The sequence below is a fragment of the Vibrio sp. GLN_1 genome (assembly GCF_043106015.1).
GTDB classification, from domain to species: Bacteria; Pseudomonadota; Gammaproteobacteria; order Enterobacterales; family Vibrionaceae; genus Vibrio; species Vibrio parahaemolyticus.
Window position 1 is genome coordinate 318,085 of the sequence record NZ_JBICMD010000035.1, and the last position, 12,309, is coordinate 330,393.

Consider the following 12,309-nt stretch of genomic DNA (forward strand, 5'->3'; position numbering starts at 1 on the left):
GTTTTCGATTGAATTAAAAAAACCGCTCATATCGAGCGGTTTTTTTGTTAGCAAAGGTATCAGTCTTTTCTGTTAGAAAACTTGATACTAAAGCACCATTGCAGCGATCCAACCGAAGATGATCAGTGGGATATTGTAGTGGATGAAGGTTGGAACAACCGTTTCCCAAATGTGTTCGTGCTGGCCGTCAGCATTTAGGCCAGAAGTTGGGCCCAATGTTGAGTCGGATGCTGGAGAACCTGCATCACCTAGCGCTGCAGCTGTACCTACTAATGCGATCGTTGCCATCGGTGAGAAACCAAACGCCAAAGAAAGCGGAACGTAGATGGTTGCAAGAATTGGAATTGTCGAGAATGAAGAACCAATACCCATGGTTACCAATAGACCAACAACCAGCATAAGTAGCGCTGCAAGCGGTTTGTTGTCACCAATGCTTGTAGACAGTGACTGAACTAGGGTTTCTACGCCACCCGTTTGTTTCATTACCGCTGCAAAACCCGCGGCTGCGATCATAATAAAGCCGATCATCGCCATCATGTGAACGCCTTTGGTGAATACGTCGTGGGTTTCCTTCCACGCGATAACGCCACCAAACGTGAACACCATAAAACCAGCAAGAGCACCGATGATCATTGAGCCGGTGTAAAGCTGAACACCAAGCGCGGCAATAATACCAAGTGCAGCCACTAGGATGTGCTGTTTGTTAATGCTGTGGTCGGTTTCGTGAACCACCGTCAGTTCTGTTTCTTTGTACTCACGAGGTTTTCGGTAGCTAACAAAAATGGCCAGTAACAAACCAAAAATCATACCCGCGCCAGGAAGTAACATTGCGGTTGGTACTTGGCTTGCGACAACGTTCTCTAAACCGTTGTCATGCAGGTTTTTTAGCAAGATGTTGTTTAAGAAGATGCCGCCAAAACCAACAGGAAGCACCATGTAAGGTGTAATCAGACCAAAAGTCAGCACACACGCAATTAAGCGACGATCCAGTTTAAGCTTCGCAAATACGCCCAAAAGAGGTGGAATCAAAATTGGAATAAAGGCGATATGAACAGGAATTACGTTTTGAGAAGACATGGTTACGAGCACTAACGCCACTAATACAGCGTATTTAAGGCCAGTAGTCGATGCCGCACTTTCTTTGCCGTTTAGGCGTTTAATCACGCTTTTTGCGAGCAGGTCAGTGATACCAGATTTAGAAATGGCAACGGCGAATGTGCCAAGCATAGCGTAGCTAAGTGCAATCGTTGCACCGCCACCTAATCCACTTTCGAAGGCCGCTACGGTATCGCCTAAGCTCATTCCCGCAACAAGGCCACCAACAATGGCACTAAACGTGAGGGCGACCACCACGTTTACGCGCATCAATGCTAACACGAGCATGACGCAAACTGAGATAACGACAGGATTCATACTATTCCCAATATGTTGTGTTTACTTATTATTCTTCGTCAACAAGCGGCCAACCGCCGAGGGCCTTCCATTTGTTCACGATGCCACAGAATAACTCTGCAGTTTTTTGTGTATCGTAAAGGGCAGAGTGCGCTTCACGATTGTCGAATTCCATCCCTGCCGTTTTGCATGCTTTAGCGAGAACAGTTTGACCATAAGCAAGGCCGCTTAATGTGGCGGTGTCAAAAGTAGCAAAGGGATGAAAAGGGACTCTTTTTAACTTGCAGCGTTCGTTTGCTGCATTAACAAAACTTAAGTCGAAAGCGGCGTTATGTGCAACCATTATTGCACGTGAGCAATCAGATGCTTTTTGTTCTTTACGAATCAGCTTATAAATTTCTTTTAATGCTTCTTGTTCAGAAATTGCACCGCGTAACGGGCTGAAAGGGTCACGAATACCATTAAACTCAAGCGCTTCTTTCTCTAAATTCGCGCCTTCAAAAGGTTCAATATGAAAATGAATAGTGGAGGCTGGATGCAGAACGCCTTCTTCATCCATACGAAGGGTGACGGCGCAGATTTCTAAAAGTGCATCGGTTTGAGCATTGAAACCAGCGGTCTCAACGTCAACAACCACTGGGAAATAACCACGAAAACGCTTTTTCAGGGTTAGGGCTTCATTTTCTATTGTCATGTTGGCTTATTTTTGTGTGACGAAGGCTGCATTATTGCAGATTATATCGATGAGAAAAACCGCAATTTCGGAGAAAAACGGAATTCTATTTTCCATCTAATCAATAAGCTCGCGCGGCGCTTGAGATAAAGAGCACAAGTACCGATTTTTGTATCACGCAGGTGCATATTTAACTCGGAAATAGATACGATTTAGCGGCATTTGTGGGAGAAATCAGAGCTAGAGTCGTTCATTTTGATACTCTCACTAAGAAAGTTAGAGCATTGGCGGGATTTTTGCATGACAATCGTTGTAGTTTTAATGATTCCAATTAACGGCAAAAGACTGCCGTTTGAGAGATTGTACTAGATGAATAAATGGCTGATAACCAGTGGTGTCATGCTTTCACTGCTTAGCGCAAACAGTTACGCGGTGATGGGCAAGCGTTATGTCGCTACTCCGCAGCAATCACAATGGGAAATGGTGGTAAATACCCCTTTGGAATGTCAGCTTGTGCATCCAATTCCAAGCTTTGGTGATGCGGTGTTTTCGTCGCGTGCGAGTAAAAAAATCAATTTGGATTTTGAACTTAAGATGCGTCGCCCTATGGGTGAAACACGCAATGTCAGCTTGATCTCAATGCCACCGCCTTGGCGACCGGGTGAGCATGCCGACCGCATCACGAATCTGAAGTTTTTCAAACAGTTTGATGGGTATGTCGGTGGGCAAACTGCTTGGGGTATTTTATCTGAATTAGAGAAAGGCCGTTACCCAACATTCAGCTATCAAGATTGGCAAAGTCGCGATCAACGAATTGAAGTCGCGTTGTCATCCGTATTATTCCAAAGTAAGTACAATGCGTTTAGTGACTGTATCGCTAATTTGTTGAAGTACAGTTTCGAAGATATTGCGTTTACGATTTTGCATTACGAACGTCAGGGTGACCAACTGACGAAAGCGTCTAAAAAGCGTCTTGCTCAGATTGCTGATTATGTGCGTCACAATCAAGATATCGACCTCGTGCTGGTGGCGACATACACTGATTCAACCGATGGTAAGAGCGAAAGCCAGAGCCTATCGGAGCGACGAGCAGAGTCTCTACGCACTTACTTTGAATCACTGGGTTTGCCAGAGGATCGTATTCAAGTGCAAGGTTATGGCAAGCGCCGACCTATTGCTGATAATGGCACGCCGATTGGTAAAGACAAGAACCGTCGTGTAGTGATCTCTTTAGGTCGAACTCAAGTTTAGGCCGTAGTAAGCATGCTTACATAAAAAACGCCGGAGAAATAATCTCCGGCGTTTTTGTATATTGACGTTGTTAGCTTGTAAATTAAGTAAGAGCATCGAAAACGCTCAAGTCTTACGTTGTATATGTTAGTGAGTATCTACTTACTGTTGAATAACTTTCGTGAGTTATTTCCAAGTGATGAGGTCAGCTTATTTTCGACCTTTGCTCATTAATTTAAACGAAACTTAGCGATCACTTCGCAATTGGTTGCGGTATCGATCTTTTCTACTTGTTTCGCAATTGCTGGGTTTGGATGACGCTTCATAAAGTCGATAAGTGCTTTTGTGCAACAGCCGATGGAGTCAATAAAGCTCGCGCAATTCTGGTTTGGGCATTGGGGAATAAGTGTGAGCACTTTTTCAGATGCCAGCTGAAGATATTTGAGTTCGTATTCGGTATCACCAGCCCAGCGCCAAAATTGCGCGAGGTTGTGACAAGAGATTACAGAAATCAAAAGTCGTTCGTCTGCTTCAATTTCCACGCATTCACTAATGTCTTCACTTAAGCTTAAAGCTTGTTGATAGTGAAGAATGCTGCGTACAGGATCATCTAGTTGCAGGGCAGTATCGGCTAGGAGTGTGTGTTTTTCCCATTCACTGATCATTATCGTTGTCCCACGTATCGAATTTGGGATGAATCTAAACGATAATTATTATCAAGTAAAGTGGTTTGTTTACAAAAGGACAGGCAGATCGCAGACCTGCCTGTAATTGAGGTTCGACTTGCAATGCAAGTGAATCAGATGAATTAGCCTTCTAGACCCGCAGAAGCTTGTTTGTTCTGGATAAGCTCAATCATGTAACCATCAGGATCTTTTACAAAGGCGATGTGTGTTGTACCACCTTTCACTGGGCCCGCTTCGCGAGTAACGTTACCGCCTGCGGCTTTGATTGCATCACATGTTGCGTAGATGTCGTCTACGCCAATTGCAATATGACCAAATGCTGTGCCTAGGTCATATTCTGTCTTACCCCAGTTGTAAGTCAGTTCAATCACGGCACCTTGGGATTCATCACCGTAACCAACAAAGGCAAGTGTGTATTCGTACTCTTTGTTTTCGTTGGTACGAAGCAACTGCATGCCCATGACTTCAGTATAAAATTTGATTGATTTGTCTAGATCACCTACGCGAAGCATAGTGTGTAGAATTCGACCGTTTGACATTTTTATCTCCTAGCTTCTGTTTTCAGATAGCGTTAACTATCTGGGTATACTTTCTCTTTATATTCGCACAAATCTTCAATAATGCAGCTTCCACAGCGAGGCTTTCTAGCTAAACAAGTGTAGCGACCATGAAGAATTAACCAGTGGTGTACATCGAGTTTGAACTCTTTTGGTACCACTTTTAATAGCTTTTGTTCGACGTCATCTACCGTTTTTCCCATCGCAAACTTAGTACGATTTGAAACGCGATAAATGTGCGTGTCGACGGCAATGGTTGGCCAACCAAATGCGGTGTTGAGCACGACATTGGCGGTCTTACGGCCGACTCCTGGAAGAGCTTCAAGAGCGGCTCGATCTTCTGGTACTTCGCCATTATGTTTTTCTAATAAGATCTTACAGGTTTTGATGGTGTTTTCTGCTTTTGAGTTAAACAGGCCAATAGTTTTGATGTATTCCTTCAAACCATCGACACCCAAATCGAGAATACTTTGTGGCGTATTCGCAACGGGGAAGAGTTTATCAGTGGCTTTGTTGACACTGACATCGGTCGCTTGCGCTGAAAGTAGCACAGCGATGAGTAACTCAAATGGAGAGCTCCAGTTCAGTTCCGTTTCAGGATTGGGGTTGTTTTCTCTTAATCGTTCAAGAATTTCTATTCTTTTTTCTTTGTTCATTGCTGACTTCCAAACCCGTCTTTGCGGTTTATGAAAAAGGCCCTACGAGTGGTAGAGCCTTGATTTTAGAATTCTTATATTATGCGTTAGTTACGCGAGCACGCTCAATGGCCGGTTTTTCTTCTTTCGGCTGACGAGCCTGAATTGAGCTGTCGATAACATTTTTCAACGCAATCAAAAGTCCTACACCGATGAAAGCACCTGGTGGTAATAGTGCTAATAAGAAGCTGCTATCAAATTGGAATACTTGAATGCGCAGCGCTGCAGCCCAGTCACCCAATAGCAAGTCTGCGCCGTCAAACAATGTGCCGTTGCCGATAAGCTCGCGCATTGAGCCCAACACAACTAGCACACTGGTCATGCCCAGTCCCATCCATAAGCCGTCCAATGCGGCAGGAAGCACATCATTTTTTGAAGCGTAAGCTTCGGCGCGACCGATGATGATACAGTTGGTTACGATCAACGGGATAAAGATACCCAGTGATAGGTACAATCCGTAAGCGTAAGCATTCATTAGTAGCTGGACGCAGGTTACGAGTGACGCAATGATCATAACGAAAACCGGAATTCGGATCTCTTTAGGAACATAGTTACGGATCAGTGAAACCGTTACGTTAGACCCCACTAGTACCAGTAATGTGGCAATACCAAGCCCCAGCGCGTTGGTGATCGTCGATGAAACGGCGAGTAGAGGACATAAACCGAGCAGCTGAACCAATGCTGGGTTGTTGCTCCACATGCCGTTCTTCATCAATTGTTTGTTTTCGCTCATTGATTGTCTCCTGCGCAGTTTAGTGGCTGGCTGAGAATCTCATCACGAGATTGATTTACGTAGTTTACGGTGTTTCTGACTGCTTTGACGACAGCTCGAGGCGTAATGGTAGCGCCAGTAAACTGATCAAAGTCTCCACCATCTTTACGAACTTTCCAAGAATTCCAATTATCTTCGGTGACTTGCTTACCCGTGAAACCAAGAATCCAACTGGTAACGCGAAGATCTATTTTATCGCCTAGCCCCGGAGTTTCTTGATGGCTAAGTACGCGCGTACCTAAAATCTTACCTTGATTATCGATACCTGTGATGACTTTGATTTCACCGTTATAGCCATCTGGTGCAATCGACTCAATGGCGATGGCTGTTGGCTCGCCATTTTTGGTTGCAATGTAGGTAGGCATCGCGTGCATCGTGCCAAGCTCTGGAGACGTCACCAACGTGCATGATTGAGTTAATGCGTTGTCGTGCATCGTTTCAGGAATTACTTGATTAAGCACTGAAAGTAGCTGCTTTTGTTCCTGAAGCTTGATTTGATCTTCGGTTAAGTACTGAGTCAACGCGACCAAACCTGTTGTGGCGCAAGCAAAGATCGCCAGTGTCAGACCATTTTTTCTAATTGCGGTTAACATGTTTACCTCAGTGGCCGTAAGTTCTAGGTTTGGTGTAGTAGTCGATAAGCGGAACGCACATGTTGGCTAATAGAACCGCAAAGGCGACCCCATCAGGGAAGCCGCCCCAACTACGAATAATAAAGACAAGAGCACCGATTAGCGCACCAAAAATAAGGCGACCTTTTACTGTGGTAGATGCCGATACTGGATCTGTCGCAATAAAGAACGCACCTAGCATGGTTGCGCCTGACAGCAGATGGAAGATTGGCGAAGCCGTCTCTCCCGGCGTGATAACGCTGAAAATAAGGCTAAACAGAGTCAAACTCGCGAGGAAGCCTGCTGGAATGTACCACTGAATGATGCGTTTTTTGATCATCACTAAGCCGCCAATCAGATAGGCTATGTTCACCCACTGCCAGCCGATGCCAGCCAAGCCACCAAAGATCGGCTGTGAAAGCACTTCACTAGGGGTTGCTCCCGTGTGAATACCTGTTTTAAAGGCATCCAGTGGAGTTGCCATTGTTACACCATCAACACCAGCGCGAACTTGTTGCAATGAAAGACCGTCATAATCAAAACCAGTGAAAATCAAAGAGAGGGTATCTGCGAAATTCACATGGTCTGGAATCAACAGTGTTGGTGCACTCCAACTGGTCATTTGAACCGGGAAGGAAATCAAAAGTACAACGTAAGCGACCATTGCTGGGTTGAAGAGATTCTGTCCAATGCCACCATAAAGGTGTTTGGCAATCACAATCGCAAAAATTAAACCAATAACTATGATCCACCACGGAGACCAAGGTGGAATGGCAACGGCGAGTAGCCATGCGGTGACAATTGCACTGTTGTCTCGTAACGCTCTCATTGGCGAGCGTTTACGACAGATCATCACGAGTGCTTCAAGTGATACTGCAACGGCGATAGCAAAAATCAGCTGGATTAATGTGCCCCAACCAAAGTAGTACGTTTGCGCTGCCAAGCCAGGGATAGCACATAAGGCTACCCATTTCATTAAGTCAGGCGTGCTGCGACGACTATGCGCATGCGGTGAACTGGCAATAAAAAACGACATTACTCGTTCTCCTCGGTATTATTTTTATTCGCGTCTTGTTGAGCTTTTCGCGCTTTTGCACGAGCAATCGCAGCAGCGACCGCGGCTTTCTTCGGATCTTCGGCTGGCTCTTGAGAAGCTGTTTCTTCAACAGGTTGAGATTCAGTCTCTTGTTGCGCTTTGCGCGCTTTTGCACGAGCAATAGCAGCAGCGACTGCGGCTTTCTTCGGATCTTCGGCTGGCTCTTGAGAAGCTGTTTCTTCAATAGGTTGAGATTCAGTCTCTTGTTGCGCTTTACGCGCTTTTGCACGAGCAATAGCGGCTGCAACTGCGGCTTTCTTCGGATCTTCGGCTGGCTCTTGAGAAGCTGTTTCTTCAACAGGTTGCGATTCAGTTTCTTGTTGCGCTTTACGCGCTTTTGCACGAGCAATAGCGGCGGCAACTGCGGCTTTCTTTGGATCTTCGGCTGGCTCTTGAGAAGCGGTTTCTGCAACAGGTTGAGATTCAGTCTCTTGTTGCGCTTTACGCGCTTTTGCACGAGCAATAGCAGCAGCGACAGCAGCTTTCTTTGGATCTTCGGCTGGCTCTTGAGAAGCTGTTTCTTCAACAGGTTGAGATTCAGTCTCTTGTTGCGCTTTACGCGCTTTTGCACGAGCAATAGCGGCTGCAACTGCGGCTTTCTTCGGATCTTTAGCTGGCTCTTGAGAAGCTGTTTCTTCAACAGGTTGAGATTCAGTCTCTTGTTGCGCTTTACGCGCTTTTGCACGAGCAATAGCAGCAGTGACTGCAGCTTTCTTCGGATCTTCGGTTAGCTCTTGAGAAGCTGTTTCTTCAACAGGTTGCGATTCAGTTTCTTGTTGTGCTTTGCGCGCTTTTGCACGAGCAATAGCAGCGGCTACTGCAGCTTTTTTATCTTCTGGCTCTTCAGATGCGTTTTCTTCCTGCTGAGCTTTTTTCGCTTTCGCGCGCGCGATTGCTGCAGCAACTGCGGACTTTTTATCATCAGCATTGTTAGCAGGGGTTTCGCTTTGTTCTTTTTCTGCTTTACGTTCACGAGCAAGACGCTTGCGCTCTTCACGCAGTTTTGCCATTTCGGAGTTGTCAGGCTCAGTTGCACCAACTTTTGCTGCTGCGGCTTGCTTCGCTTTTGCTTTGGCAATGGCAGCCGCGACAGCAGGTTTAACTGCTGGCTCAGCTTTATTATCTTCGTTCGATTTTTGTGCTTTAACACGAGCAATGGCTGCGGCGATAGCATCATCACCACCGGTTGACTTCATCTCTTTTCGACGGTCATCCGCGGCTTTCTTGAAGCGGTTCTCACGTTCTGCTTTTTCGCGCTCCATACGCGCTTTTTTCTCTTCGAAGCGCAGTTTCGCACGCTCTGCGGCTTCTGCTTCTTGAGTTCGAGTACGAATTTCTGCTTTTGCTTGGCGGTAATATTGCACCAGTGGAATTTCACTTGGACAAACAAACGCACAAGCGCCACACTCGATACAATCTTTTAGATTTAGTTCTTCTAGCTTGTCATATTCTTCGGCCTTAGCATGCCATTGAAGCTGCTGTGGCAGTAGAGATGCAGGACAAGCTTCTGCACATTGACCACAACGTATACATTCCATCTCGTATTGATGAGCTGAAATCTCGTGACGAGTCGGAGCTAAAATACAGTTCGCCGTTTTGGTGATAGGAACCTGTGAGTGGGGCAGGGTAAAGCCCATCATTGGTCCGCCCATGATCAAACGCTGAAGTTTTTTATCGGCTTTGTACCCGAATTCGTCGAGCAGTGCTTGAACTGGAGTACCCAAGAGCGCCCATACGTTTCGAGGCTGTTTAAAGGTTTTACCGGTTAACGTAACGACACGTTCGATTATTGGCTCGCCATCGATGATAGCGCGCTTAATCGAGTATAAAGAACCGACGTTTTGAACCAAGATGCCAATATCTGCAGGGATAGAGCCGCTAGGAACTTCCTTGTTGGTCAGAATCTTTATCAGCTGCTTTTCACCGCCCGACGGGTATTTCGTCGGGATTACTCGAATAACAATGTCCTTGTTCAGCGCGGCACTTTCCAACGCTTTAATGGCATCTGGCTTGTTATCTTCGATACCAATGATCGTCAGCTTTGGCTTAAGGATGTGTTCGACGATTTCGATACCCTGGATAAGCTCTTCGGCATGCTCCTGCATCAGTTTGTCATCGGCCGTGATGTACGGTTCACATTCTGCTGCATTCACAATCAGGATTTCTGTACGAGCAATGCCCGATTGGATCTTTTTCGCAGTAGGGAAGCCAGCACCACCCATCCCTGAAATGCCAGCAAGGCGAATAATGTCGATGAGTGCATCGGCGGATTCTTGAGTGTAGTCAGCGATAGGTGACTTTTCACACCAAGTATCTTGGCCGTCAGGAGTGATGACGGCGCACAATTCGCTCAAACCAGAAGGGTGAGCCACCGTTCGAGGCTCGATGGCAGTGATTGTGCCAGAAGTTGGCGCATGTACAGGTACTGTAAACCCCGTTTCTGATTGGGTTAAAGCTTGTCCTTTTAAAACGTGCTCACCAACAGAGACCAACAAGTTACCCGCTTTACCAATGTGCTGTTTCAGCGGAAGAATGATTTCAGCGGGAATGGATGCTCGCACTAAGTCTGCTTTATTGGATTGTTTTTTGTTTTCTGCCGGATGCACACCGCCTGGGAAGTCCCAAAGCGAGCCAGTACGAATTTGTTCAATCAAAGACAACATACGAAACCTTACTTAATTGAATCTTTCACGTTCGCTGCATCGCTGGCAGCATCCGTAATGTTAACCACTGGGATGGCGTTAAGTTGCCACTTCCAGCTATCTGTGGTGGTTTCCACAGGAATCATTTCAATACAATCGGTTGGACATGGCGCGACACACAAGTCGCAGCCTGTACATTCGTCTTTGATGACCGTGTGAACGGCTTTTGTCCCACCAACAATCGCATCAACAGGACAAGCTTGAATACACTTAGTACAACCGATACACATATCTTCGTGAATGAAGGCAACGGTCGGTACTTTGCTGTCTAGATCGTGTGCCGACTCTTCAGGTTCCACACCCATTAAGTCTGCGAGTTTTTCGATGGTTGCTTGACCGCCGGGAGGACACTTATTGATGTTGTCTCCATTCGCAATCGCTTCTGCGTATGGTCGACAGCCTGGATAACCACATTGGCCACATTGTGTTTGTGGAAGAATCGCGTCGATTTGATCCACGATAGGATCCGCTTCAACTTTAAAACGAATAGAAGCAAAACCAAGAATGGCGCCAAAAATCGCAGCAAGCACAGCGAGTGCGATGATCGCAATTAAAATCGTACTCATTGTTTACTTCACCAAACCTGTAAAGCCCATGAAAGCAAGCGACATTAAACCCGCTGTGATCATTGCAATCGATGCACCTTTAAATGGAACAGGCACGTCAGCCGCAGCGATACGCTCACGCATAGAAGCAAAAAGGATCAATACAAGTGAAAAACCGACGGCTGCACCAAAACCATAAATGATAGATTCGATGAAGTTATGATTCTCATTGATGTTGAGAAGTGCAACACCCAATACGGCACAGTTGGTCGTGATCAGTGGTAAGAAGATACCAAGCAAGCGATAAAGGGTCGGGCTAGTTTTGTGTACAACCATCTCGGTGAACTGTACCACGACAGCGATCACCAAAATAAAGCTCATGGTTCTTAAGTACTCGATACCGAGCGGTCGCAAGATATAGCTTTCCACTAAGTACGCACACACAGATGCGAGGGTTAGCACAAAAGTGGTTGCTAACCCCATGCCTATTGCTGTTTCCAGTTTTTTAGACACGCCCATAAATGGACACAAGCCCAAAAACTTCACCAGTACAAAGTTGTTCACCAGCACAGTGCCGACCAACAACAAAACATATTCGGTCATAGTTATTACGTTCTTAAAATCCGATCCTAATATTATCGTGTTTTGTGACACCAATAACAACCAGTGAACGATGTGGTTTTATACACACGGCTGAAAAATAACCGTCAATGTGAGTTAGATAGATGAATTTGTATCTGAATTAATAGTTTGGTGAATAATTTGTTGGGGGAATGAGAGCTAACGAAAAGTGCGCGAGTCCTGAGTGGCCCATACGAACGATTGAGTTGGCCTCTGATACTTAGCAAGTGGATAGAAGTTTTAAGCCGATTTTTTGACGATTAAAAACGAAAAAAGCTCAGTTTTTCAACTGAGCTTTTTTCTTGAATTTGGCTCCCCCTGCAAGACTTGAACTTGCGACATACGGATTAACAGTCCGCCGTTCTACCGACTGAACTAAGGGGGAATTGCTTTGCTTGAAAGCGGGACGAATCTTACCGAGCACTAAAACTAGTGTCAACAGTAAAAAAATACATTTTTTTGAAAAAATTGTGCTTAAAGCGCTTTACTTTTTTGTAGTGCTTGCCAGTAAAGGGCTAGAGTTACTTATCCACTAAAATTGTGGATAAGTGTGTTGATGAGATCTGAGTAAAGATCTTTTATATGCAACGTGGTTTATTTTGTGTGCATTTTTAGTCAGTTTTATGCGCAAAATAGGCAAATGAAACAGTGATTTATTGAGTGAGTGGGTAAAATATTCAAAGTGGATAAAAGATGAGCTTTTGGGGATAACGAGCTTTTTAGAGAAGT

General features: G+C 45.5%; 12 protein-coding genes and 1 tRNA gene. 1 reads left to right on the forward strand and 12 read right to left on the reverse strand.

Going from position 1 to position 12,309, the window contains the following annotated elements:
- Window positions 1–87: 87 nt before the first annotated feature.
- Together ACF8OV_RS16630 and rnt are read right to left on the reverse strand one after the other, a co-directional pair.
- Window positions 88–1,413 (reverse strand): Na+/H+ antiporter family protein, encoded by a 1,326-nt coding sequence (locus tag ACF8OV_RS16630; RefSeq protein ID WP_005490613.1) that lies wholly within the window; start codon window positions 1,411–1,413, stop codon window positions 88–90.
- 28 nt (window positions 1,414–1,441) lie between these two features.
- Window positions 1,442–2,086 carry a ribonuclease T gene (gene rnt, locus ACF8OV_RS16635; protein WP_015297064.1) on the reverse strand — a complete coding sequence of 215 codons (645 nt, stop codon included), beginning with the start codon at window positions 2,084–2,086 and terminating at the stop codon, window positions 1,442–1,444.
- 348 nt (window positions 2,087–2,434) lie between these two features.
- On the opposite strand from rnt, the gene ACF8OV_RS16640 reads away from it, so the two are divergent.
- A complete protein-coding gene (locus ACF8OV_RS16640; protein WP_005494483.1) occupies window positions 2,435–3,316 on the forward strand; it encodes a flagellar protein MotY in 882 nt (293 codons plus the stop codon).
- A gap of 209 nt (window positions 3,317–3,525) precedes the next feature.
- Here ACF8OV_RS16640 and ACF8OV_RS16645 read toward each other — a convergent pair whose 3' ends face one another.
- The 10 genes from ACF8OV_RS16645 to ACF8OV_RS16690 all read right to left on the reverse strand — a co-directional run bounded on the left by ACF8OV_RS16645 (window position 3,526) and on the right by ACF8OV_RS16690 (window position 11,965).
- Window positions 3,526–3,960, reverse strand: a complete 435-nt coding sequence (locus tag ACF8OV_RS16645) for a DUF2753 domain-containing protein (RefSeq protein WP_005490627.1) — start codon at window positions 3,958–3,960, stop codon at window positions 3,526–3,528.
- Window positions 3,961–4,103: 143 nt separating this feature from the next.
- Window positions 4,104–4,520, reverse strand: a complete 417-nt coding sequence (gene gloA / locus ACF8OV_RS16650; protein WP_005480812.1) for a lactoylglutathione lyase — start codon at window positions 4,518–4,520, stop codon at window positions 4,104–4,106.
- A 32-nt stretch (window positions 4,521–4,552) separates the two neighbouring features.
- Window positions 4,553–5,194, reverse strand: a complete 642-nt coding sequence (nth, locus tag ACF8OV_RS16655; protein WP_021484873.1) for an endonuclease III — start codon at window positions 5,192–5,194, stop codon at window positions 4,553–4,555.
- A 79-nt stretch (window positions 5,195–5,273) separates the two neighbouring features.
- Window positions 5,274–5,966 carry an electron transport complex subunit E gene (locus tag ACF8OV_RS16660; RefSeq protein ID WP_005480817.1) on the reverse strand — a complete coding sequence of 231 codons (693 nt, stop codon included), beginning with the start codon at window positions 5,964–5,966 and terminating at the stop codon, window positions 5,274–5,276.
- Window positions 5,963–6,598 (reverse strand): electron transport complex subunit RsxG, encoded by a 636-nt coding sequence (gene rsxG, locus ACF8OV_RS16665; RefSeq protein ID WP_005494487.1) that lies wholly within the window; start codon window positions 6,596–6,598, stop codon window positions 5,963–5,965. Before rsxG ends, ACF8OV_RS16660 begins: the two co-directional genes overlap by 4 nt.
- Window positions 6,599–6,605: 7 nt before the next feature.
- Window positions 6,606–7,652: an electron transport complex subunit RsxD gene (gene rsxD, locus ACF8OV_RS16670; protein WP_005480820.1), complete on the reverse strand. Its 1,047-nt coding sequence runs from the start codon at window positions 7,650–7,652 to the stop codon at window positions 6,606–6,608.
- Window positions 7,652–10,375, reverse strand: a complete 2,724-nt coding sequence (gene rsxC, locus ACF8OV_RS16675; RefSeq protein ID WP_203504802.1) for an electron transport complex subunit RsxC — start codon at window positions 10,373–10,375, stop codon at window positions 7,652–7,654. The genes rsxD and rsxC overlap by 1 nt, the downstream gene beginning before the upstream one ends.
- A gap of 8 nt (window positions 10,376–10,383) precedes the next feature.
- Window positions 10,384–10,980: an electron transport complex subunit RsxB gene (rsxB, locus tag ACF8OV_RS16680; protein ID WP_005480813.1), complete on the reverse strand. Its 597-nt coding sequence runs from the start codon at window positions 10,978–10,980 to the stop codon at window positions 10,384–10,386.
- A gap of 3 nt (window positions 10,981–10,983) precedes the next feature.
- Window positions 10,984–11,562: an electron transport complex subunit RsxA gene (gene rsxA, locus ACF8OV_RS16685; RefSeq protein WP_005380762.1), complete on the reverse strand. Its 579-nt coding sequence runs from the start codon at window positions 11,560–11,562 to the stop codon at window positions 10,984–10,986.
- 327 nt (window positions 11,563–11,889) lie between these two features.
- Window positions 11,890–11,965: transfer RNA gene (locus ACF8OV_RS16690), tRNA-Asn, on the reverse strand.
- Between the last annotated feature and the right edge of the window lie 344 nt (window positions 11,966–12,309).